This window comes from Pseudomonas sp. PDM13, from assembly GCF_025685765.1.
Lineage (GTDB): Bacteria > Pseudomonadota > Gammaproteobacteria > Pseudomonadales > Pseudomonadaceae > Metapseudomonas > Metapseudomonas solani.
Genome location: NZ_JAOTQU010000007.1, coordinates 26,586 through 49,140 on the forward strand (window position 1 = coordinate 26,586; position 22,555 = coordinate 49,140).

Consider the following 22,555-nt stretch of genomic DNA (forward strand, 5'->3'; position numbering starts at 1 on the left):
AAGGAATGCCGCTCAGCGGGCGCTGATGCGGTAGACGCAGCGGGAGGCATTGGCCAGCAGGTGCTGCTCGCGGACCACCTCGGCCCCCTCGCCCACCACTTCCTGGAACAGTTGCAGCTCGGAGCGGCAGAACCCCTGGCAGCTGCGCGCCGCCACGCAGATGGGGCAATGGTCCTCGATCAGCAGCCAATCCTCGCCATCCCGTTCCACCCGCGCCATGTAGCCCTCGGTCGAGCGTACCGCCGCCAGCTGCTCCAGGCGCCTGGGCAGGCTGCGGCTGCTGCAGGCCTGGCGATAGACCGCGCGGGACTCCGCCTCGCGCTGGCAGATCAGGCGGTCCAGCCCCTCTTCGCCGAACAGCTGGCGCACCGAACCGATCAACTGCACCGTGAGCTGCGCGTGGGTATCCGGGAAACGGGCGTAACCGGCATCGGTGAGCACCCAGTTCTGCCTCGGCCGCCCGGCACCGGATGCCGGCTCCTGGCGACCTTCCACCAGCCCGGCCGCCACCAGCTTCTGCACCTGCTGGCGCGCCGCTTCCGGCGTCATCTCCAGGGCCTGCGCCAGGGCGGCGGTGGACACCGGGCCCCGGGTCTTGATCAGCAGCAGGGTGCGATCGCCGGTGGAGGCAGCGGTGTCGGTGATGGGGTCGGAGGTGGTCAAGGCGCGGTCCGGATATCCAAGCGAATGGTTGCATATTAGAGAGCCGCCAGAAGCGCGTCGAGCGGGGATCGCCCTGCGTCCTGGGTAGCTTCTTCCCATGGGCCAGGCGGGTTATCCGGCCACGCCATCCTTTGGCTGGCTGGGCAGCGCCTTGGATGGGTCTAGCCTGCGCCTACCGCCCCGGGCCAAGGACAGCCAACGGGGCATCGCATGCTGACAAGGATCGACACGATGAACCCTTACAAAGCCGCCCTGAAGATACTGGCCCTGCTCGGCCTGGCCATCTGGTCCCTGGTTTCCTCCGCCTTCACGCCCGGCGGCGCCTTCACCGCCACCGGCCCCTTCAGCGTGAAGTACAACCCGGTGCTGCCGGCGGTCGCCTGCACGCTCACGGTGCACGGGGTTGCCAACCCCGGCGGTGGAGCCTCCGTGACTGCCGCCACCCTGACCGGCAGCAACCCGCTCTGCGCGACCATTGCCCCGCAAGGCCTGCCCTGGCCCTGGCAACCGACCAGCGTCACGACCGTGAATGTCAGCAATATGGGCATCAAGATCGGCACCGTGACCTGCAGCGCCGCAACGCTGGCCACCAACTGGAGCAACACCAGCAACAGCCTTTCAGCGACCAGCCTGCCCTGGGGCAGTTGCACGCTGCAGAGTCTGACCCTGGTGACCACGCCGGCGCTCACCCTGCCCTGACACCGGGTGTGCCATGAAAAAACCGCGCAGCTGTAGCGGGTGATGCCGGCGACGGCCCGGTAGTGTTGCGCGACCGGCCGCACCTGCGGCCCTCGCCAGGACCGCTGCCATGCTCGACCTCGACACCTTCGTCATCTTCACCTGCGCGGTAGCGCTGCTGTTGATCTCGCCGGGGCCGAACATGGCCTTCGTCATCAGCCACGCGGTCTCCCACGGCTGGCGCGGCGGTGTCGCGGCAGCGCTGGGCATCAGCCTGGCGGATGCGACCCTGACCCTGCTCACCGCCGCCGGCATCACCGGCCTGGTGGCGGCCTGGCCGCCCTCCTTCGACATCATCCGTTTCGCCGGCGCGCTCTACCTCGCCTGGATGGCCTGGAAGACCCTGCGCAGCAGCGCGGCTGCCGACGGTTCCGCCGTGGAACCGGTGCAGCTGAAGACGGTACTGGTGCGCGCCACCCTCAACAGCCTGCTCAACCCCAAGGCGCTGCTGTTCTTCATCGTCTTCCTGCCACAGTTCGTGGTGCCCGAGCGCGGCCCCATCGCCGAGCAGCTCCTGCTGCTGGGCGCCCTGCTCACCCTGCTGGCCTTCCTCTTCCATGCCGCCCTGGGGCTGGCCGGCGGCTCCGTGAGACGCCGCCTCAGCGGCCGCAGCCGTTTCGCCAACCTGCAGAAATGGGGCCTGGCCAGCCTGTTCGGCGCCCTCGCCCTGCGCCTGGTGGTGATGCAGCGGCCGAACTGATGCCCGAAGCACCGTATCCCTCTGTAGCAAGGGGCCCGGCGTACACACCTGCTTGCACAACGGCCCCGGCCGGACACATGGCCGATCCCCCACGCTGATGGAATCACCCGGTCGGCGCTCCCTGTCGCGAGCGCGCCCAAAGGAGTGATTCCGATGAACCTGCCCTTTCCCCGTGGCTGGCGGCTGTTCTGGCTGCTGAGCCTGACGGTGCTGCTGATGAGCGCCACCATCCTCGCCCTTGCACCGGACCTGGTGGACGGCCTGCGCCAGGTGATCCGCGCCACCGCACGCAGTTCGCTCGCGCTGTTCCTGCTGACATTCGCCGCCTCGTCCCTCGCGGTGCTGCTGCCCTCACCGTCCACCCGCGCCCTGGTGAGTGAACGCCGCTACCTGGGCCTGGCCTTCGCCGCTTCGCACCTGGTGCATGCGGTCGCCATCTACGCCTACGCCCGCGTGGCGCCGGAGCTGTTCTTCAACGGCCGCACGCTGGCCAACAGCCTGCCGGGCAGCCTGGGCTACCTGATGATCCTGCTGCTGGCGATCACCTCCTTCCGCGCCCCGGCCCGCCTGCTGGGGCCCCGTGCCTGGAAGGCCCTGCACCGCACAGGCGTATGGGCGATCTGGCTGGTGTTCATGCTGGCCCTGGCCAAACGCGTGCCGATGAGCCCCTGGTACCTCCTGCCTCTGGGCATCACCGCCGCCACCGCACTGCTGCGCCTGGCCGCGTGGTGGCGGCGGCGTTCGGTGCGCGGGATGGCCAGGGCGCGGGCCTGACGCCAGACGAACAAAGCCCCGCCGGTCCTGCGACCGGCGGGGCTGGGGTGACGCCGTGGCTTATGCGACGACCGGGATCGCCGGGTCGGCGGCGGCCAGGGCTTCGGTGCGGTTGGCGGCCGGCGGGTAGATCCACACGCTGTTGATCTGGGTCTTCAGCTGCTTGCCTTCCTCACGCACCAGCTTGACCTGGCGGTCCCAGCCTTCGGTGAACACCGCGCCCCAGGCGCCCAGGTCCAGGCAGGTGACGTACTTGGGCTGGCTGTAGGGGATCGGTTCGACGCCGAGCAGGTTGGCGGCGACGTTGTTGCCGGCCGAGCGGCCCAGGGCGATGGCGTGCTGGCAGGACATCAGGGCGAAGTTGCCTAGGTCGTCGGAGGCGGCGTAGGCCACGTCACCGGTGGCGAAGACGTCGTCCTGGCCGATCACCTTGAGGTTGCGGTCCACGTGCAGGCGGCCCTGGGCATCACGCTCGGCGGGGATCTGTTCGGTCAACGAGCTGGCACGCACGCCCACGGTCCAGACCACGGTGCTGGCCTCGATGCGACGGCCGTCGGCGAGGGTCACGCCGCCTTCGTCCACCGAGGCGACGCTGGCGTCCAGGCACCATTCGATGCCCAGCTCTTCCGAGGCTTCGACGATCTGCGCACGCGGGCCGTCGCCCAGGGCGGCGCCGATGCGCGCGCCACGGTCGACCACCACCACCCGTACCTCAGCATCGGCGCCCAGCGCTTCACGCAGGCGGGCCGGCATCTCGGCGGCGGTTTCGATGCCGGTGAAGCCGCCACCGGCGACCACCACCGTGTTGCGCGCCCTGGAGGCCGGCAGCGCGCCCAGCGAGCGGATGTGTTCTTCCAGGCGCACGGCCTCTTCGATCTGGTCGACGTCGAAGGCGTGCTCGACGCCCGCCATCTTCGGCCGCACCACGCTGCTGCCGGTGGCCAGTACCAGGCGGTCGTAGGCCAGCTCGGCCGGAGCGCCCTGCTCGTCGCGGTAGGCCACGCGCTTGCCTTCCACATCGATGCGGTCCACCAGGCCCTTGACGAAGTTCACGCCGACGGCGGCGAACAGCTCGCCCAGAGGCGCCTTCATGCGGTGCACGCCGGCTTCGTAGAAACGCGGACGCACGCGCAGTTCGGCCTGGGGCGCGAGGACACTGACCTCGACATCGGTGCGGCCATGGATGTCCAGCAGGCGCGTGGCGCTGAGGGCGCTCCACATGCCACCGAAGCCAGCGCCGACGATCAGGATGCGTTGTTTCATGTTCGTGTCTCCAAGAGGTAAGGGTCGTGTTCGGTTCGAATAAGGACGGGGCTACGAGTGGCGCCAACTGCATGTCCGGGTACTGCTGTTTGTGTGGCGCCATCAGCCGCTCACATCTACGACTATATTGATCGTAGTTTATGGCGACAAGTATTTTTTCTTTGCCCTCCACTGCTTCGCTCGCCATGCTGCTGGCTGCACCGCTCAAGGGCGCACCTTTCTGCAGCCTCCAAGGCACTGAGCAACGGCGCTGGAGCGGACGGGCGGGAGCCCCGCCCATCTCCGAAGCCGTAGCGGGCCTTGAGATGCATGGGAACAGATCGCAGAATATATGCGACACAAACAGTCGGAGTTATGAATGTCTCTTTACAGCGCAGGGGTCGAGTACGGCATCCACTGCCTGCTCTTTCTCGTGGACGACCGTGGTGACAGCCGCGAAGCCAGCGTGCGCGACATGGCCGAACTGCAGGGCGTGCCCCAGGAGTACCTGGCGAAGGTGTTCACCAAGCTGGCCAAGGCCGGGCTGGTGGCCGCGACCGAAGGCGTGCGCGGCGGCTTCCGCCTGGCCCGCCCCTCGGACGAGATCACCGTGCTGGATATCGTCCGCGCCATCGATGGGCACAAGTCGATCTTCGAATGCCGGGATATCCGCGGGCGCTGCGCCCTGTTCGAAGGCTCGCCGCCGGAGTGGGCGCTGGAAGGCACCTGCTCCATCCATGCGGTGATGCTGACAGCGCAGAAGCGCATGGAAGAGGCGCTGGCCCAGCAGACCATCCTCGACATTTCCCGCCGTGTGGGCCGCAAGCTGCCCGCCGAGTTCGGTGCCCGGGTCGCCGAGTGGATGGACGAACGCCAGCAGAACCGCACCGGCGGCGAGTCGATCCCCCTGGTCAACCTGCCCGACTGACCCGGCCCCGGCTCAGAACAGGTCGAGCTGGCCGTCGATCAGCTTGCTGAAATCGCCCTGGACGAAGGGCAGGATGGCGTCCGCCACCGGCTGCAGCTGGCGGGTGACGTAGTGGTCGTAGTCGATGGGCGCGCGGCGGTTCTCCAGGGGCTCGGGCCCGGCGACGGTGATCAGGTAGCTGATCCAGCCGCCGTTCTGGTACTGACGCGGGCGCCCCTGGCTCTGGTTATAGTCGTCGGCCAGGCGCGCGGCACGCACATGGGGCGGGACGTTGCGCTCGTAGTCGTCCAGCCGCCGGCGCAGGCGCTTGCGGTAGATCAGCAGCTCGTCCAGCTCGCCGGCCAGGGTGCGGCGCACGTAGTCGCGCACATAGTCCTGGTAGGGCTCGCGGTTGAAGATGCGCAAATACAGCTCCTGCTGGAAGCGCTGGGCCAGCGGCGACCAGTCGGTGCGCACCGTTTCCAGCCCCTTGAAGACCATCTCCTCGCTGCCGTCGGCACGCGTCACCAGCCCGGCGTAGCGCTTCTTGCTGCCCTCCTCCGCGCCCCGCACCGTGGGCATCAGGAAGCGGCTGTAGTGGGTTTCGTACTGCAGTTCCAGCGCGCTTTCCAGGCCGTATTCCTGCTGCAGGTGTTTGCGCCACCACTGGTTGACCCGCTGCACCAGTGATCGACCGATGGCGGCCGCCTCCTGCTCGCCATGGGCGCGGCCGAGCCAGACGAAGGTGGAGTCGGTGTCGCCGTAGATCACCTGGTGCCCCTGCCCCTCGATCAGCTCGCGGGTGCGGCGCATGATCTCGTGGCCGCGCAGGGTGATGGATGAGGCCAGGCGCGGGTCGAAGAAGCGGCAGCCGCTGGAGCCGAGCACGCCGTAGAAAGCGTTCATGATGATCTTCAGTGCCTGGGACAGCGGCTGGTTGTGCTCGCGCTTGGCCGTCTCGCGCCCCTGCCATACGCGCTCGACGATGGCCGGCAGGCAGTGCCGCGTGCGCGAGAAACGCGCCTCGCGGAAGCCCGGTACCGAGTGTTCGTCATCGGGCTGGCGCAGCCCTTCCACCAGCCCCACCGGGTCGATGAGGAAGGTGCGGATGATCGAGGGGTACAGGCTCTTGTAGTCCAGTACCAGCACCGACTCGTACAGGCCGGGGCGCGAATCCATGACGAAGCCGCCCGGGCTGGCCTCGGGCATGCGTTCGCCCTGGTTGGGCGCGACGAAGCCCTGGCGGTGCATCAGCGGGATGTACAGGTGACAGAAGGCGGCCACCGAGCCTCCGCTGCGGTCGGCGGGCAGGCCGGTGACGGTGGCCCGTTCGAGGAGGAAGGTGAGCAGCTCGGTCTTCTCGAAGATGCGCGTCACCAGCTCGCAGTCCTTGAGGTTGTAGCGCGCCAGGGCGGGCTTGTCCTCGGCGAACATGCGGTTGATCTCGTCCATGCGCTGGTAGGGGGTGTCGATGGCCTTGCCTTCGCCGAGCAGGGTCTGGGCGACGTTCTCCAGGCTGAACGAGGGGAAGCTCCAGGTGGCCGAGCGCAGTGCCTCGATGCCGTCGATGATCAGCCGCCCCGGGGCTTCGGCGAAGTAGTGGTTGTTGCGGCTGCCGTGCTCGCGCCAGCCCATGGCCTCGCCGCCACGTCCCAGGCGCAGGGGCACCTTGAGACGCTTGGCGTGTTCGTTGAGCACGCGCAGGTCGAACTGCACCAGGTTCCAGCCGATGATGGCGTCCGGGTCGTGCTCCACCAGCCACTGGTTGAGGCGTTCGAGCAGCTGCGCGCGGTCGTCGCAGTACTCCAGGTCGAAGTCCACCTCGCTGGCATCGCCGTTGGGCGGGCCGAGCATGTACACCTGGCGCTGGCCGCAGCCTTCCAGGGCGATGGAGTAGAGCTCGCCGTGGAGGGTGGTCTCGATGTCCAGGGACACCAGGCGCAGACGCGGACGGTAGTCGGGCGCCGGCTTCATCTGCCCGTCCAGCAATGCGCCCTCGGCATCGGGCGTGCCGCCGAAGAGCACCGGGGCGGTGATGAAGCGCTCCATCAGGTAGCGCTCGGGCGGGCGGATATCGGCCTCGAAGACGTCGACACCGGCCTGGCGCAGGCTCTTGTCCAGGCCGATCAGTTGCCGGTGCTGCTGGCAATAGAGGCCGAGCACCGGGCGGTGGCGGAAATCGCAGAGCCCCAGGGGTCGCAGCTCGACGCCACGCTCGTTCTTCAGCAGCGCCTCGGCGCGCTCGCGCTGCTCGGCGGGGAGGAAGGCCACGGAGGTCTGCGGCGCCAGGCGCAGGTAGCGGGGGCCGTCATCGGTCGCCAGCCAGAAGCCCACTTCCGTGCCCGCGGGCGTATCGCGCCAGTGCCGGGTCAGGACGAAGCCCTGCTGTAGTTCCACCTTGCGACCTCGAGGAAAGATTCAGGGGCGCGATTCTACGTGGCCCAGGCGGCTCGCGCCCGCCCGATCGGCTAGTCGCGGGTGCTCCTGACTTCCTTCAGCTTGCCTTCGATGAAGTGCAGCTCGCGGGTCATGCCGTTGCGCGGGCCGTAGGTCCAGATGTCCACGGTCACCGCGTTGAGCTTGGGCACGCCGTTGTTGCGCAGGGCCGGCAGCGTGCGCACGCGCTTGTCCGGCTCGCCGCATTTGCGCAGCACCTCCGCCAGGCTGTCTTCCTGCAACACCAGGCCCTTGCTGCAACGCAGGGTCAGGGCCTGGGCCGGCGCACACCAGGCCGCGATGAGCAGCAAGGCGAGCAATGCACGGGGGATAAAAGGCTTCATGGGGAGTCCTCCAGCGCTCGTCAGCGCTTGATCGCCTGCAACGTATAGCTCAGGGGCAGGCGCCAGGGTGCCTCGTCCAGGCGCCATTCGCCATCGGCGTGCTGGCTCATGCGCCCGGGCAGCGCGTTCCACGGCAGGCTCTGGTGCTCCTCCAGGGCGGTGATCTCCATGCCGTGGCCGAGCAAGGCGGTGATGATTTCGCCCAGGCCGTGGTTCCAGATGTGGGTGACGGTGGCAGTGAGCGTGTCGGGGGACTCCACGTAGGTGGTGTCGCATTCCCAGACCAGCGGCTCGGCCCGTTCGAAGTACGGCAGGTCGACATGGATGGCGTCCTCCCGCTCCTCGTCTATCGCCCACATCATCGGGTGCCCCTCACGGATGAACAGGCGCCCGCCCGGCTTCAACAGCGAGGCCACGACGCGGGCCCAGCGCTCGATGCTGGGCAGCCAGCAGAGCGCACCGATACCGGTGTAGACGAGGTCGAAGGCGCCGGGTTCCAGCACCTGGTCGGCGTCGTACACATCCGACTCCAGCCATTCCAGCGGCGTGCCGCAACGCTCGGCCAGGGAACGGGCCTCGGCGATGGATTGCGGGGAGAAATCCAGCCCGCACATCTGCGCGCCGAGCCGGCTCAGGGACAGGGTGTCGGTGCCGATGTGGCACTGCAGGTGCACGCCGCGCAGGCCACTGATGTCGCCGAGGCGCGGCAGGTCGAAACGCACCACCTCGGACAAGTGCTGCGGGTCGGCGACGAAGGCCGCCGCGTCATAGCCGCGCGAGGTGGCGTGAAGCACCGCGCGCTGGTCCCAGTTGGCCTTGTTCAGGTGGATGTAGTCGCTCATGGAAATCTCCTTTTCCGGTGAATCATCGAGTCAAAACCAGGATTCAGGGCGACTCCGGCGGCGCCATGCCCTTGGGCCAGAGCATCCAGATGCGCCCTTCCTGCTTCATATTGCCGGCCAGCTCGCCGGCCTCGTGGCCGGTGCCCCAGAACAGGTCCGCGCGCACTTCGCCGACGATGGCGCCGCCGGTGTCCTGGGCCGCCACCGGGCGCACAACGGGCGCACCGTCCGGGCGGGTGGTGGAAAGCCAGAGCAGGCTGCCGAGGGGGATCACCTTGCGGTCGATGGCCACGCTGTAGCCGGCGGTGAGCGGCACATTGAGGGAGCCGCGCGGGCCTTCGTTGCTGTCCGGGCGGGCACTGAAGAACACATAGCTGGGGTTGCTGGCCAGCAGCTCATCGACCCGGCCGGGGTTGGCGACGGCCCAGTCACGGATGCGGCCCATGCTCACCTCCTCCTTCTGCAGCAGCCCCTGCTCCACCAGCCAGCGGCCGACGGGGCGATAGGGGTAGCCGTTCTGGTCGGCGTAACCGATGCGCAGTTGGCGGCCATCGTCCAGCTGGATGCGCCCGGAGCCCTGGATCTGCAGGAACTGCAGGTCCACCGGGTCGTTGAGCCAGGCCAGCACCGGCGCCTTGACGCCCTCGCCACGAATGGCGGCGGCATCGTCGTAGGGCTTGAGCACCCGGCCTTCGAGACGGCCGCGCAGGCGCTTGCCCTTGAGCTCGGGGTAGATCTCGTCCAGGGCAACGACGATCAGGTCGTCCGGCACGCCGTAGACCGGCACCTGCCCCTGCTCGGTGCGTTGCAGGTGGCCGGGGTAGACCGGCTCGTAGTAGCCGGTGATCAGGCCGTGCTCGCCCTTCTCCGCCGAACGCAGGCTGTAGGGCTGCAGGTTGGCACCGAGGAAGGCACGGACGGCGCTGGCTTCCATGGGCACCGGTGCCGCAGCAGCGCAGGTGCCGGACCAGACCGGGTCCTTGGCCAGGCGAGTGCAGGCCGAGCGCCAGGCGGCGAAGCCGTTGAGCAGCTCCTGGTCGGCCGTGGCGGGCACCTGGCCCCAGTCGACGGCGAGGTAGGTGGTGGCCTTGACCGGCGGCGTGGGCTTCTCGGGCTCGCCCTGGTCGCAAGCCGACAGCAGCGCAGCAAGGGGAAGGAGGCAGAAAAGGGTTCGGCGCCAGTGGCGGAAAACTGGGGACACGCGGGGGATTCCTGGGCAGTGGTGGCGAAGCGCGTAGCTTGGTGAAGGCAAAAGCCCAGGTCAAACGCAACGGCCCGGGCAGCGGTAACAAAGCGTTATCAGAGATTGCAGGAAGGCCCCGGGGTTCCCTGCGCCCTCCTCCCAACGCAATTTTCGGGGCGACTGTAGGGGCGAATTCAGTCGCCAAGCGATGCGCAGCATCGCCCTTGCCTCTCTTGCACCCTCCCCCTCGCAGACACACCCCATGATGGATCGCAGAAGCTTCGCGAGCAGAGCTCGCTCCTACAGGAATGTGCCGGCCGGTGTCGCCGATGCCCCAAATAAAGAACCCGGCCACTGGGGCCGGGTCCGGTTTATCGCGGGAGGTGCGTCAGTGCACCGCGTCCGCCTGGCTTCGCGTCGGCCTTGGGGCCGGGCTGCCGTGGTGGTCGTCATCGTCGGCCAGCGGCACTTCGTTACCTTCGGCGTCGTACAGCTTGCCGTTCTGGAAGTAGTCGCCATCGTTCAGCGCGGCGATGTCGGTGTAGCGCAGGCTGCGTTCGTGGCCGGCGGAGATCACCGAAGGCTGGTCGGGGTTACCGGCGGTGAACTGGTTGAACACCAGGTTCAGCAGGATGGCCATGATCGCCGCCGAGCTGATGCCGGAGTGGAAGATGGTTTCGAACCAGGCGGGGAAGTGCTCGTAGAAGCTCGGTGCGGCGATCGGGATCATGCCGAAGCCGAGGGAGGTGGAGACGATGATCAGGTTCATGTTGTTGCGGTAGTCGACCTTGGCCAGGGTGCGGATGCCGCTGGCCGCGACCGTGCCGAACAACACGATGCCGGCGCCACCGAGTACCGAGGTCGGCACGGCAGCGACCACGCGCCCCATCACCGGCAGCAGGCCCAGGGTGACCAGGATCAGGCCACCGGTGGCCACCACGTAGCGGCTCTTCACGCCGGTGACGGCGACCAGGCCGACGTTCTGGGCGAAGGCGCTCTGGGTGAAGGAACCGAACAACGGCGCCAGTACGCTGGACAGCATGTCGGCGCGCAGGCCGTTGCCGAGGCGCTTGGAGTCGACCTTGGTGCCGATGATCTCGCCCACGGCGAGGATGTCGGCCGAGGTTTCCACCAGGGTCACCAGGATCACGATGCACATCGACAGGATGGCGGCGACGTGGAAGGTCGGCATGCCGAAGTGCAGCAGCGACGGCAGCGCCACGATCGGGCCTTCAGCGACCTTGGAGAAGTCGGTCAGGCCCAGGGCCATGGCGATCAGGGTGCCGAGCACCATGGCCAGAAGGATCGACAGGCGCGAGATGGTGGAACTGCCGATCTTGCTCAGCAGCAGCACGATGCCCAGGGTCATGGCGGCCAGGCCGATATTGGTCATGCTGCCGAAGTCCGGGGACTGGCTGTTGCCGCCCATGGCCCAGCGTGCAGCCACCGGCATCAGCGTCAGGCCGATGGTGGTGATCACCACCCCCGTGACCAAGGGCGGGAAGAACTTGGTGACGCGGGAGAAGATGGGTGTGATCAGCAGGCCGATCAGTGATGCAGCCATCACCGCGCCCAGCACCGACTGGATGCCGCCCTCGCCGTTGTTGCTGCCGAGGATGGCGATCATGGTGGCGACGCCGGCGAAGGACACGCCCTGGACGAGGGGCAGCTGGCAGCCGAAGAACGGCAGGCCGAGGGTCTGAAGCAGGGTTGCGAGGCCGCCGGCGAACAGGGAGGCGGCGATGAGCAGGCCGATTTCGGAGGGAGTGAGCCCGGCCGCCTGGCCGAGGATCAGCGGGACGGCGACTATGCCGCCATACATCGTCAGGACATGCTGCAAGCCGTAGGCGAGGTTGGCGCCGATACCAAGGTTCTCGTCTTCCGGACGTGATGCGACGGACGTAGCTTCGGATAGCTTGTTCATGAGGAGGTGCACTCACTTCTTGTCGTTGTTGTGGCGCTATGTAAACAAAAGTGTCCGCATATATCCAGAGGGTTGTATACAAAAAATACACTTATGAAATCCTCATTTCCTGACCGAATGGTCATAACCCTGTATCCATGCGGGTTGCGGCCTGGCGGCAGCAAAAGCGGACGAGACGGACGGCACTTTTCGAGTCGTGGCACGGCTCACACTGACAGTGTTTACAGCGGCTGGATTTCGCCTACGCTGATGCCGTGACCAGGTGGTCAGCCCAACCGCAATCAAGGAGGAAACGCGCATGCCGCTCGCCATGGCCGATATCGGCAAACTCTTCACCCTCTACATGCCCGCCTACATGTGCGAGGCGACCCGCATGGACAACGGCACGGTCTCGCTGCAATTCACCCGCCGTACCGACCTGGACGTCATCACCATCCACGGCATGACCCAGGCCGAGCTGTCGTCGCCGCTGTCCATCCGGCAACTGAGCAAGGTGCTGAGCGAGGAATTCGCCATCGCCATCGCCAACCGCCGCAGCTTTCGACCCCGCGCCCTGAGCGCGTGACCCCAGCGGCGCGCCCGGGCAACCACCCGGGCACGCCGTCGCAACCCGCATCCTTCCGCCCTCTCCGGTCCGTGCTGCACGCGACCGGAACCCGCACGCCCCTGCATCGCTCCAATCTGCGGTCGCCGCCGGCATTCGCCGTTGCGACGAAAGATCGGCTACGCACTGGCGCAGGCCCCGGTTTCCGCTGCACTATCGCAACGGGAGAAAGAGCCAGGTTCGCCAACAAGGAAGGCTGCAATGCATTACTTCGATATCCAGTACAAGCTCAGGGGTGCGCCGAGAAGCCTTCGCGTGCGCCACACGGAAAAGGAAATGGGCCTGGAGCTGGCCCTCGCGCACATCATCGCCGAGCACCGCGGGCAGCTGGAGGTGGACCGCAGCCTGGGCGGCTCCTCTTTCGAGAACAAGGTGCTCGCCTCCCAGGAGATCGGCGTCTCCGGCGTCACCACCCACCTGGTGGACGGCTAGCCCGGCTCAGGCCGAGATCAACGGCCAACGGTCCTGGATGAACTCGCAGCCCAGCGGCGGCTGCCCGATCACCACATAGACCCTGCGCTCCCGCTCGGTCTCCAGCAGCACGCCTTGCAGGCACTGGCTCGCCACCAGGTCGAACCAGTGCGGCTGCTGCGCCCGGTCCTTCTCCATGTACCGCTGCACGGCGATCTTCACCGCCTGCGGGCGATAGGGCTCCCAGGCTTCCAGGGTCATGCAGTTCTCCCGCGCCCAGCCGCTGGCGGGCAAGGCCCCCGGCTGCCGTGGCCGACGGCCCCAGGGAACCCACTCGATGGAGCCATCGGGCCGCACCACGGGCAGTTCCGCCCTGGGGCTGAGGAAGTACACCCGCCTCGCCCTGCCGTTTTCCGTGAAACGACCCGCCACCTCGACGCCTCCGCACATGACGACCCCCGAACCCTGGCTACCGATAGGAAATCGACCGTTAAAAACGACTTCCGCTGCATGGCGTGACATGCCTTTCGTCGCCAAGTGCCGCCAATGCTCAAGGGCGCGGGTTGCAGCAGATTGCTAGCATTGCCAGCGCGGCGCGTTCTGCTAGGTTTGCCACTTCTGATATCAGGGGGTCATCGGTACGCCAGTGCACCGATGCAGTGCGATCGAGTCCGCAGACGCTTATGGAATGGTTGATCAGTTACCGGTTCAAGGGTGAACCCCGGCACATGAAGATGAATACCCGGGACATCCCCAACATCAAGGCCATAGGCTTCTCCATCTACACCCTCGAGTTCCCGGGCGAGAAACGGCCGTCCCGCTCCAGCGAGGCGATCCAGGATTGGCTCGCCGACTGCAGCATCGAAGTCACCGACGTGCGCCTGCTGCGGCGCACGGGCGGCCCTGGGCCCGAGGCACCCTATAGCCAGCTGCTGCCCGGGCGCGACTCGTCCTGAAGGCGCGTCTCAGAGGCTGAAGCGCGCCACCTGGCGTTCGAGCGACAGCGCCAGGTCCTCGATGCTCGCTGCGGTGCGCGAGGCACTGGAAATCTCCTGGTTGCTGCTCTCGGCCATCTGCGCGATGCGTTCCACGCTGCGGGCCACATCCTGGCTGGCGGCGGACTGCTCCTGCAGGGCCAGGGAGATCTGGTCCACCACCGAGACGATGCGGGTCGCACCGCCGCGGATCTCGACGATCGCCTGGTTGGCCGCCGTGGCCAGCTCCAGGCCCTTGCCCACCTGATCCACCCCCGTCTCCATCTTCGCCACCGCATCCCGCGCGCTTTGCTGGATCTTCAGGATCATCTCGCCGATCTCCTGGGTCGACTGCCCGGTGCGCTGGGCCAGCAGGCGCACCTCGTCGGCCACCACGGCGAAACCACGCCCCTGGTCACCGGCCCGGGCCGCCTCGATGGCCGCATTGAGGGCCAACAGGTTGGTCTGCTCGGCGATGGCGCTGATGACGTTGACGATGGAGGTGATCTGCTCCACATGGGCGCCCAGGTCGCCGATCTGCCGCGCCGAATTGCGCACCGTCTCGGCGATCCAGCCCATGCTCTCCAGGGTCTGCTGGATCACCGCCCCGCCTTCCTGGGACTGCTTGCCGGAATCGCTGGAAATACCGTGGGCCTCGCTGGCGTTGGAGGCCACGTGGCTGATGCTCACGGTCAGCTGCTCCACCGTGGCCGCCATGCTCGATGCCGCCTGGGACTGCTCCAGGGCCGCACCGGACAATTGCTCGGAGGTGCTGGAGATGTTCCGCGCCGCCACCAGCAGGCGCTCCGCCCCCTCGCGGATCTCGCTGATCATCTCCCGCAGCCTGACCTGCATATCGCGGAAGGCCCCCAGCAACTCGCCCACCTCATCGCCACCGCTGGCCTGAATCTGCATCCCCAAGCGCCCCTCGGCAATGGCCCGTGCCGCCTGCACGGCACTCGCCAGGCGCCGGCGGATGGAGGAAGACAGGGTCCAGGCGATGACCACCGAGGCGAGGATGGCGAGCAACCCGCCGAGCACCAGGCTGGTCAGCGCAAAGCGCTCGGCGCTGGCCAGGTCGGCGTTGCGCTGGTCGAGCAGCCGCTCCTCCTCGCCACGCAGGTCGCCCACCAGGCGGCGCATGCCGTCCATGCGCGTCTTGTCCTCACGGGCAACGATGCGCTGCACCAGCTGGTCCAGGCTGGCACTGCCGGCGCTGACCTGCCGCCGCAGCGCCAGCAGGGCTTGCACATCCTGCTGGTACCACTGGCGGTGCAGCTCGGCGACGTCCGCCAGGCGCTTCTGCTGCACCGGGTTGTCGGCGGTGAGCTGGCGCAGCTCGGCCAGGTCCTTGTCGAAGGCGGCGCTACCGACCTGCAGCGGCTCGAGGAATTCATCCTGCCCGGCCAGGGCAAAGCCGCGCATGCCGGTTTCGATATTGGTCAGTGCTTGCAGCAGGCTGCCAGCACGGTCGATCACCCGGTAGGTGTGGATGTTCCACTGCACCGACTCGTCCATGCGCTCGAAGCTGCTGCGGGTGGTCAACACCAGCACGAGAATGATCAACACCACGATGGCGAAGCCGCCGCCGAGCTTCTTGGCGATTGTCAGGTTCGAAAACATGCTGGTCGCTCCGCAGGGCGGGCCCGCCCGCCGGGCCCCTCATTGGTCCGACCCTGCCATGCCCGGTAGATTGCCCACCGTGCGTCGGATGGCCTGAAGGGGCGCAGCGTTGTGGCGCCACGCCCCGTGCAGAGCGGGTGGAGCGTCTCAGCCAGCCGCAGCCAGGCGGGCGAAACCACGGGCCAGGTCGCCCTTGAGGTCGTCCATGTCTTCCAGGCCGATCTGCAGGCGCAGGGCGAAGCCCTCGGCCTCCCAGCGGGTGGCGGTGCGGTAGGTGCTGCAATCGAAGGGGATCACCAGGCTTTCGTAGCCGCCCCAGGAGAAGCCCATGCTGAAGATCGACAGGTTGTCGAGCATCGCCGCCAGGCCATCGCGGGTGTAGCCCGGCGCCAGGACGATGGAGAACAGCCCCGACGAGCCCTTGAAGTCGCGCTTCCAATGGGCATGGCCGGGGCAGCTCTCGAAGGCCGGGTGCAGCACACGGGACACCTCCGGGCGCTCGCTCAGCCAGCGGGCCATCTCCAGGCCACGCCGCTCCGCTTCCTTGAGGCGCAGGAACAGCGTGCGCATACCGCGCAGGGCCTGCACGCAGTCCTCGGCACCGGGCAGCATCGACATGGCGTCGTAGGTGGCGCGCAGGGCCGGCCAGCAAGCCTCGTTGGCGGTGACCAGCCCCAGCAGGATGTCCGAATGCCCGCCCAGGTACTTGGTGCCCGCCTCCACTGTCAGGTCGATGCCGTGATCGTGGCCACGGAAGAAGATCGGCGTCGCCCAGGTGTTGTCGAGGATGGTCTTCACCCCATGCCGACGCGCCACCGCCACCAGGGCCGGGATGTCCTGCACCTCGAAGCTCTGCGAGCCGGGCGCTTCCAGGAACAGGGTGGTGGTGTTCGGGCCGATCAGGCGCTCGATATCGGCGCCGATCATCGGGTCGTAATAGGTGGTGGTCACGCCGTAGCGGGCCAGCATCTGGTTGCAGAAGTTGCGCGTGGGCCGGTAGACGCTGTCGGGGATCAGGATGTGATCGCCCGCCTTGGTGGTGCTGAACAGCGCCAGCGCCACGGCCCCCAGGCCCGAGGTGGACAGCACGGTGCCCTTGGCGCCGGTGAGCTGGGTCCAGGCGTCTTCCAGGTGGGCGATGGTCGGCGAACCGGCCGTGCCGTAGGAGAAGCGGCTGCGCCGGGCTTCGATGTCATCCAGCGTCTTGTAGATGATGGTCGAGCCCTTGTAGAGCGGCGCGTTGACGAAGCCGAACTGCTCCGCCGGGTCGCGGCCGAGCATGGTGAGCTGGGTGCTGATATTGAATGCCGGGATATCGTCTTTATTCATTGCGAGGCGGACCAGGGATCGTCGAAGCAACCGATGCTACCTGAAGCCCGCCCGTGGTTCACGAAGGCTTCCCATCGCCGACTGGCTTTAACGCCCAGGGCCAATACCGCGTTAGGACGTGGCGTTGCTTTTGCCCCCTGGCAGAGGGCGCAACCAGACCTCGGAGCATGCAGCCGCCGCTCACTCCGCACGTAGGGTGTGCTGCGCGCACCTGGGGCTCGCCGGAAGCACGGTGCGGCGGTGCGCACGGCACACCCTAGGATCCTGTCGGGTCCTCCGATTGAATCCTCACAGGCAGAGCCGACAGCTCATGACCACGTCCTGAAAACATGGCTTCCCACGCTCCAATAAAAACGTCACAAGCGCGACATGAAACCGTCATCCGATCCCCCGATCATGGCCCCGCATCCAACGGCAGATGGATGCATGCAGAATGCTTCTGATTGGCAGGCCCATATGGGTAATACCGACCTCTTGCAGGTCGGTTTTTTTTGCGCCGGGGAATCTGTTGCAGGCCATTGCCAGCCGGCTCGCTGCAACTTCACGGCAACATTCATCCCCCAGACTGCGCGCAGTTTTCCCCGAGGCCCTACCCGTGACACGCGCCACACGAGACTTCCGCAAGAACCTGGAACGCGTCGCCATCCACAACGAGGACGCCGCCATCGCCGTGATGCGCGCCGCCGACCGTATCGGTGACGAGTCCCTGCGCCAGCAGCTGTTCGACGTCATCCAGCGCATGCACCAGGACGCCCTGGACCTGCGCGCCATGCGGGACGCCGTCTAGGTCGCCCGCACGACACATCGCCTCAGGCCTCGCCCAGTCGGGCGACCGCCCGCAGCATTTCCTTGAAGGTGGCCAGCTGCTCCTGGCTGAAGCGGGCGAAGACGCGCTCCTGCTGGCGTTCGGCGATCTCCCAGAGGGTTTCCGCCTGGTCCATGCCCGCGGGCGTCAGGCTGCAGCCCTGGGCATCGCCGCTGAGCATGCCCTTGCGGGTCAGGGTGTCCACCGCCGCTTCGATCTCCCGCGTCGGCATGTTCACCAGTTGCTGCAGGGCGGCCATGCCCAGGCTCGCATCCTTCTCCAGCACCATCAGCATGCGCGCCTCGCTGGTGCGCAGCCCGGTGGACAGCTGCCGGGGCTGGTAGTCCTCCTGGTAGCCGCGCACGGCCTGGGTCATCAGGTAATAGAGGTTGTCGTTGAGGCGCCCCTGGAAGGCGGTGCGGGTGGCGGCCTCGTCCTTCTTCAACAGGCGCGGGTGGGGCAGTACCGTCGAATAGGCGCCCTGGTGGTAGAGCAGCGGCGCCCGGCCCAGGTCATCGAAGGCGACGACCTTGCCGATCAGGATCCAGTGGTCACCACCGTCCAGCTCCTGGTACTTCTCGCACTGGAAGCGCGCCGCGCATTCCTCCAGCAGCGGCGCACCCCCGGCGCCCTCCTCCACGCGCAGGCCGGCGAAGCGGTCGTCGCTGGGGCGGGCGAACTGGTTGGAAATGTCGATCTGGTCGGCGGCCAGCACGTTCACCGCGAAGTGCCCGGCGCGGGCGAAGACCTCGTGGCTGGTGGCGCGCTTGTCGACGCTCCAGAGCACCAGCGGCGGGTCCAGCGACACCGAGTTGAAACTGTTGGCGGTCATGCCCACGCGGCGACCATCGGCTGCGGCGGTCATGACGGTCACGCCGGTGGCGAAGTTACCCAGGGCACGGCGGAAGGCACGCGGGTCGAAGCCCGCTTCATTGTTCTGTTGGGTCATGGCGATTCCTCGCAACCGGGCCCGCGCCCGGTTGGCAGGTGAGCGAACGGAGTGTGGCGCGGAGCAGGTCAGACCATGCTCGGGTCGGGCTCGAGGCCCATCAGCTCGCGGCCGAGTATCTGCGCGCAGACGTCGTAGTCGGTGTACGCGTGGGCGCCGGTCATGTGCGAGTCGCGGAACAGCCGCTGCATCTCGTTGGCGTCGAACCAGGCGGTGCCGCCGGCAGCCTCGAACAGACGATCCACGGCCTGAATGCACATCTTCACCGCGTAGGCCTGGTTGGTGCGCCAGAAGGCCAGGGTCGGGCGATCCGGGTACTGGTGGCGCTCGGCGTGTTCGGCGTGCTCCTGCCAGGTCTTCTCCAGGAAGGCGCGGGCGGCGGCCACCTGGTGGGTGGATTCGGCCAGGCGCATCAGCGCCGGGGTGGCGGTGCCGACGCTGACGCCGGTGTAGGCACGCACGCGGTTCCTGGTCTTCTCGGCATAGGCCACCAGCATGCGCTCGGCGACGCCCAGGCTGATGGCGGCAAAGCCACTGGCGAAGTACGGGCGGTACGGGGCGTAGAAGATCTTGCTGTCCGGGTACAGGCCGAAGCCGGCGGAGCGGCCTTCCATCATGTCCTTGGCCGCCTCGATGCGGTGATCGGGGATGAACACGTCCTTGAGGATCAGCGTCTTGGTGCCGCTGCTGCGCATGCCGGCGACGTACCAGTCGTCACGTATCTCGTAGTCCGCACGGGGCACCACGCCGAAGCAATAGACCGGCGGCTCGCCCTCGCCCGCCGGGCGGCGGAAGCCGACGATGGCCCACTCGGCGTGGTCGCAGCCACTGCTCCAGCCCAGCTCGCCATTGAGGATGATGCCGCCCTCGACGTTCTCGGCCTTGCCGAAGGGCGCGATGCTGCTGCTCGCGGTGGCGTCGCGGTTCTCGCCCCACACCTCGTCCTGCATACGCTTGGAGAACATCGCCATCTGGTGGCTATGGGTGCACAGCAGGCTGAAGGCCCAGGCGGTGCCGCCGCAGGCGCCGGCCAGGGCCACCACGCAGTCGGCGAACTCGGGCAGGGAGATTTCCAGGCCACCGTAGGCCTTGGGCTGGAAGGCGCGGTGCATGCCGATGCCCTTGAGCATGGCGATGTTCTCGGCGGGCACCATGCGCTCCTGTTCCGCACGGGCGGCGTTGGCGGCGATGGCAGGCAGGATGGCACGGAGGTCTTCGAGCAGAGAATTTGGCTTTTTCATGCGGATACCCAGTCTATTTATTGTTAGTCGCCACCGGTTGGGCCAGCCCTCGCCACATGGGGAAAAGAGGCTGATTCCGGTGACCTGTGGCCCATTATGAAGATGTGAACGATGGCTAGACATGCACGATCCGGATACTCGATTGCACTTTCCATGGCGAAAATGCGCTCTCCGGAGAAATCCCCTGCGGGGAACGCTTAATGTGTTAACGATCCGCCTTTTGCTTTAGCATTCACCCCCGAGAAACCCGCCCCCAGCCCTGCCCGAAAGCCCGCCGATGCCCCAGCTGCCCAACGCCCTGCGCGCCTTGCGCCATCGCAACTTCCGCCTGTATTTCACCGGTCATTGCATTTCCACCCTGGGCACCTGGATCCAGCAGGTAGCGCTGGCCTGGCTGGTCTACCGGCTCACCGGCTCCGCCGCGCTGCTCGGCATCACCACCTGCGTCGCCCTGCTGCCGCAATTGCTGGTCGGCCCCTTCGCCGGAGCCTGGATCGATCGCCACGACAAGCGCCGCCTGCTGATCGCCGTCGAGGGCCTGCTCGGCCTGCAGGCCCTGGCGCTGGCTGGGCTCACCGCCAGCGGCCTGATCACCCCGGCGCTGCTGGTGGCCATGGCCGCCCTGCTCGGCGTGCTCAACGCGGTGGACACGCCGCTGCGCCAATCGCTGCTGAGCCGCTTCGTCGACGACAAGGCCGACCTGCCCAATGCCCTGGCCCTCAACGCCATGCTCTTCACCCTGTCGCGCTTCATCGGCCCGCCCCTGGCCGGCCTGCTGCTGGGGCTGGTTGGCGAGGCGGTGTGCTTCGCCCTCAACGCCGCCTCCTACCTGGCGCTGATGGCCGGGCTGCTGTGGGTGCGCATGGAGCCGACGCCACGGGCCACCGGCACCTTCCGCAATGTGTTCGGCGAGGGGCTGGACTACGCGCGCCGCGACCCGAAGATCCGCCTGATGATCCTCAGCGTGCTGGCCCTCAACCTCACCGCCTCCAGCTACGTGGTGCTGCTGCCGGTGTTCGCCAAGGACATCTTCGGCGGTGACGCCACCACCCTCGGCTGGCTCTGGGGCGCGGCCGGGCTGGGCTCGTTGCTGTCGACCATCGTCCTGGCCAACCACGGCGGCGGCAGCACCCTGTCGCGGCTGATCCTGCTCTCCTCCTGCGCCTGCGGCCTGGCCATGCTGGCCTTCGCCTGGAGCACCCAGTTGCCGTTATCGCTGGCGGCCATGGCGGTGCTCGGCTTCGGCATCTCCTGCAGCAATGTCGGCACCAACATCATCCTGCAGAGCAGCGCGCCGGAAGCCCTGCGCGGCCGCGTCGTGGCGCTCTATACCTCGACCCGCTTCGGCTTCGACGCCCTCGGCGGGCTTTGCGCCGGCCTGCTCGCCTCGCACCTCGGCGCCCCGCCGGTGCTGGCACTGGGGGGCGCATTGCTGCTCGCCTACTGTCTGTGGCTGGCGAACCATCAGCGCCAGCTGTTGAAAAACTAACTGCGTTGCCGCTGCGGCGTTGAACACGCTCTCAAAATGCTCATTTACCCACGTAAACTGCGCTTTTTCGGTCGCGTTCGCCTTGCATCGACTGCCTCGTCTACGGTTTTCAACGGCCAGCTAGGAGCACGGCGTAGCAGGCCTGCTAGCAGCGCCGGGCGAACAGCGCCGCCACCAGGCAACAGGCGCCACAGCCGGCCATCACCAGCGCCATGGGCAGCGCCGTGCCGTCATGCAGGCCGCCCACCAGCGCGCTGGCCGCGGTGCCCAGGCCGAACTGGGTGGCCACCGCCAACCCCGCCGCCGCACCGGCACGCTCGGGGAACTCGGCGAGCAGCGACGCCAGGCAGTTGGCCCCGAGCATGCCGGTGACGCTGACGTAGAGCGCCACGCACACCACGATCGCCGCCAGACCTCCCAGCCCCAGGCCCACCAGCAGCGCCAGGGCCAGCCCCGCCGTAGCCGCCACCAGCGCACCGAGAAACAGCAGCCGGCGCGGCCCCAGGCGCCCGACCAGCCGTGCATTGAGCGTGGTCGCCAGGATGATCCCGGCGATATTCAGGCCGAACAGCCAGCCATAGCCCTGGGGCGAAACCCCGAAGTGGCCGATGTAGACGAAGGGTGAGGCGGTGATGAAGGCGAACATCCCGGCGAAGCAGCTGCCCATGCAGAAGATGTAGCCCAGCGCGCGGGGCCGTAGCGCCAGGTGCCCATAAGCGAGGAAGGCCACCCCCAGCGAGCGGCTGCGCGCCTGGGGTGGATGGCTCTCGGGCACCTTCAGCGCCACCAGGGCCAGGCACAGGCCGGAGAAGGCCATCAGCAGCAGAAACAGCGAGCGCCAGCCGGCGAGCAGCATCAGGTAGCCGCCCAGCAAAGGCGCCACCAGGGTGGCGAGCATGGTCACCAGGTGCATCAGCGACAGCACCCGGGCGGCGTCCCCCAGGGGGAACAGGTCACGCACGATGGTCCGCGCCAGCACCGAGGCGGCCGCCCCGCCCAGGGCCTGCAACAGGCGCCAGGCCAGCAGGTGCTCGACCTCGGCGGCCAGCGCACAGCCCAGGCTGGCGGCCAGGTACAGGGCGATGCCACCCAGCAGGAGGGGCCGCCGGCCGCAGCGGTCCGACAGCGGCCCATAGAGCAGCATGCCGATGCACAGCCCGGCGAGGAACAGGCCGATGCTCATCTGCACCTGCGCCTCCGAAGCCGCCAGGTCGCTGGCGATCAGCGGCAGGCTCGGCAGGTACATGTCGATGGACAGCGGCCCGAAAGCCACCAGGGCGGCGAGCAGCAGGATCAGGCGCTTGGGGTGAGCAGTCATGGGTGGGTTCCTGGGCGTTCGATGGACGAGAGTGCGGGTGTGGCGGACGAAAAAAGGCC

At 67.5% G+C, this 22,555-nt stretch carries 22 protein-coding genes and 1 pseudogene; 9 read left to right on the forward strand and 14 right to left on the reverse strand.

The annotated features are described in order from the left end of the window. Window positions 1–12: 12 nt before the first annotated feature. Window positions 13–663 carry a helix-turn-helix transcriptional regulator gene (locus OEJ36_RS09550; protein WP_263401317.1) on the reverse strand — a complete coding sequence of 217 codons (651 nt, stop codon included), beginning with the start codon at window positions 661–663 and terminating at the stop codon, window positions 13–15. Between the two features lie 231 nt (window positions 664–894). Here OEJ36_RS09550 and OEJ36_RS09555 point away from each other — a divergent pair, with 231 nt between their 5' ends. The 3 genes from OEJ36_RS09555 (at window position 895) to OEJ36_RS09565 (ending at window position 2,875) form a co-directional block, all read left to right on the forward strand. Further along, window positions 895–1,362 carry a protein activator gene (locus OEJ36_RS09555; protein ID WP_263401318.1) on the forward strand — a complete coding sequence of 156 codons (468 nt, stop codon included), beginning with the start codon at window positions 895–897 and terminating at the stop codon, window positions 1,360–1,362. Between the two features lie 109 nt (window positions 1,363–1,471). Then, the gene (locus OEJ36_RS09560) at window positions 1,472–2,101 is read left to right on the forward strand and encodes a LysE family translocator (protein ID WP_263401319.1); all 630 of its coding nucleotides are present in this window, start codon (window positions 1,472–1,474) and stop codon (window positions 2,099–2,101) included. 153 nt (window positions 2,102–2,254) lie between these two features. After that, entirely contained in the window at window positions 2,255–2,875 is a 621-nt protein-coding gene (locus OEJ36_RS09565) for a ferric reductase-like transmembrane domain-containing protein (RefSeq protein WP_263401320.1), read from the forward strand. Between the two features lie 60 nt (window positions 2,876–2,935). Here OEJ36_RS09565 and OEJ36_RS09570 read toward each other — a convergent pair whose 3' ends face one another. Beyond that, a complete protein-coding gene (locus OEJ36_RS09570; RefSeq protein ID WP_263401321.1) occupies window positions 2,936–4,138 on the reverse strand; it encodes an NAD(P)/FAD-dependent oxidoreductase in 1,203 nt (400 codons plus the stop codon). 358 nt (window positions 4,139–4,496) lie between these two features. On the opposite strand from OEJ36_RS09570, the gene OEJ36_RS09575 reads away from it, so the two are divergent. Next, window positions 4,497–5,045, forward strand: coding sequence for an RrF2 family transcriptional regulator (locus OEJ36_RS09575; RefSeq protein WP_263401322.1), 549 nt, complete (start codon window positions 4,497–4,499; stop codon window positions 5,043–5,045). Between the two features lie 12 nt (window positions 5,046–5,057). Here the strand turns inward: OEJ36_RS09575 and OEJ36_RS09580 are convergent, their stop codons facing one another. The 5 genes from OEJ36_RS09580 to OEJ36_RS09600 form a co-directional block, all read right to left on the reverse strand. Beyond that, complete coding sequence (locus OEJ36_RS09580) at window positions 5,058–7,421, reverse strand: DNA polymerase II (RefSeq protein ID WP_263401323.1); 2,364 nt, start codon at window positions 7,419–7,421, stop codon at window positions 5,058–5,060. A gap of 71 nt (window positions 7,422–7,492) precedes the next feature. Then, window positions 7,493–7,804 carry a DUF2845 domain-containing protein gene (locus tag OEJ36_RS09585; protein ID WP_263401324.1) on the reverse strand — a complete coding sequence of 104 codons (312 nt, stop codon included), beginning with the start codon at window positions 7,802–7,804 and terminating at the stop codon, window positions 7,493–7,495. Window positions 7,805–7,824: 20 nt separating this feature from the next. Next, window positions 7,825–8,646 (reverse strand): class I SAM-dependent methyltransferase, encoded by an 822-nt coding sequence (locus OEJ36_RS09590; protein ID WP_263401325.1) that lies wholly within the window; start codon window positions 8,644–8,646, stop codon window positions 7,825–7,827. A gap of 43 nt (window positions 8,647–8,689) precedes the next feature. Further along, on the reverse strand, window positions 8,690–9,847 hold the full coding sequence (locus OEJ36_RS09595) for a murein transglycosylase A (RefSeq protein ID WP_263401326.1): 1,158 nt from the start codon (window positions 9,845–9,847) through the stop codon (window positions 8,690–8,692). A gap of 370 nt (window positions 9,848–10,217) precedes the next feature. Continuing rightward, complete coding sequence (locus OEJ36_RS09600; protein WP_263401327.1) at window positions 10,218–11,753, reverse strand: nucleobase:cation symporter-2 family protein; 1,536 nt, start codon at window positions 11,751–11,753, stop codon at window positions 10,218–10,220. A gap of 298 nt (window positions 11,754–12,051) precedes the next feature. On the opposite strand from OEJ36_RS09600, the gene OEJ36_RS09605 reads away from it, so the two are divergent. Both OEJ36_RS09605 and OEJ36_RS09610 read left to right on the forward strand, forming a co-directional pair. Next, window positions 12,052–12,318, forward strand: coding sequence for a hypothetical protein (locus OEJ36_RS09605; protein WP_021221063.1), 267 nt, complete (start codon window positions 12,052–12,054; stop codon window positions 12,316–12,318). Between the two features lie 240 nt (window positions 12,319–12,558). Further along, entirely contained in the window at window positions 12,559–12,789 is a 231-nt protein-coding gene (locus OEJ36_RS09610; RefSeq protein WP_263401328.1) for a hypothetical protein, read from the forward strand. 6 nt (window positions 12,790–12,795) lie between these two features. Here the strand turns inward: OEJ36_RS09610 and OEJ36_RS09615 are convergent, their stop codons facing one another. Beyond that, window positions 12,796–13,161, reverse strand: a complete 366-nt coding sequence (locus OEJ36_RS09615) for a hypothetical protein (protein WP_263401329.1) — start codon at window positions 13,159–13,161, stop codon at window positions 12,796–12,798. Window positions 13,162–13,496: 335 nt separating this feature from the next. On the opposite strand from OEJ36_RS09615, the gene OEJ36_RS09620 reads away from it, so the two are divergent. Further along, the gene (locus tag OEJ36_RS09620) at window positions 13,497–13,724 is read left to right on the forward strand and encodes a hypothetical protein (RefSeq protein ID WP_263401330.1); all 228 of its coding nucleotides are present in this window, start codon (window positions 13,497–13,499) and stop codon (window positions 13,722–13,724) included. 9 nt (window positions 13,725–13,733) lie between these two features. Here OEJ36_RS09620 and OEJ36_RS30610 read toward each other — a convergent pair whose 3' ends face one another. The 3 genes and pseudogenes from OEJ36_RS30610 to metC form a co-directional block, all read right to left on the reverse strand. Then, window positions 13,734–14,597 carry a methyl-accepting chemotaxis protein gene (locus OEJ36_RS30610; RefSeq protein ID WP_411860988.1) on the reverse strand — a complete coding sequence of 288 codons (864 nt, stop codon included), beginning with the start codon at window positions 14,595–14,597 and terminating at the stop codon, window positions 13,734–13,736. Beyond that, a pseudogene (locus OEJ36_RS30615) lies at window positions 14,589–15,365 on the reverse strand (CHASE3 domain-containing protein); the annotation flags it as partial. The pseudogene OEJ36_RS30615 and the gene OEJ36_RS30610, both read right to left, overlap by 9 nt. A gap of 147 nt (window positions 15,366–15,512) precedes the next feature. After that, window positions 15,513–16,694, reverse strand: coding sequence for a cystathionine beta-lyase (metC, locus tag OEJ36_RS09630; protein WP_263401332.1), 1,182 nt, complete (start codon window positions 16,692–16,694; stop codon window positions 15,513–15,515). A 595-nt stretch (window positions 16,695–17,289) separates the two neighbouring features. On the opposite strand from metC, the gene OEJ36_RS09635 reads away from it, so the two are divergent. Further along, window positions 17,290–17,481 (forward strand): hypothetical protein, encoded by a 192-nt coding sequence (locus OEJ36_RS09635; protein WP_021221068.1) that lies wholly within the window; start codon window positions 17,290–17,292, stop codon window positions 17,479–17,481. A gap of 22 nt (window positions 17,482–17,503) precedes the next feature. On the opposite strand, the gene OEJ36_RS09640 is transcribed toward OEJ36_RS09635, so the two are convergent. Both OEJ36_RS09640 and OEJ36_RS09645 read right to left on the reverse strand, forming a co-directional pair. Then, window positions 17,504–18,448: a p-hydroxyphenylacetate 3-hydroxylase reductase component gene (locus OEJ36_RS09640; protein ID WP_263401333.1), complete on the reverse strand. Its 945-nt coding sequence runs from the start codon at window positions 18,446–18,448 to the stop codon at window positions 17,504–17,506. Window positions 18,449–18,516: 68 nt separating this feature from the next. Continuing rightward, window positions 18,517–19,689 carry a p-hydroxyphenylacetate 3-hydroxylase oxygenase component gene (locus OEJ36_RS09645; protein ID WP_263401334.1) on the reverse strand — a complete coding sequence of 391 codons (1,173 nt, stop codon included), beginning with the start codon at window positions 19,687–19,689 and terminating at the stop codon, window positions 18,517–18,519. A gap of 277 nt (window positions 19,690–19,966) precedes the next feature. Here OEJ36_RS09645 and OEJ36_RS09650 point away from each other — a divergent pair, with 277 nt between their 5' ends. Continuing rightward, entirely contained in the window at window positions 19,967–21,178 is a 1,212-nt protein-coding gene (locus OEJ36_RS09650) for an MFS transporter (RefSeq protein ID WP_263401335.1), read from the forward strand. A 145-nt stretch (window positions 21,179–21,323) separates the two neighbouring features. Here the strand turns inward: OEJ36_RS09650 and OEJ36_RS09655 are convergent, their stop codons facing one another. Continuing rightward, a complete protein-coding gene (locus tag OEJ36_RS09655) occupies window positions 21,324–22,496 on the reverse strand; it encodes a Bcr/CflA family multidrug efflux MFS transporter (protein WP_263401336.1) in 1,173 nt (390 codons plus the stop codon). Window positions 22,497–22,555 lie beyond the last annotated feature (59 nt).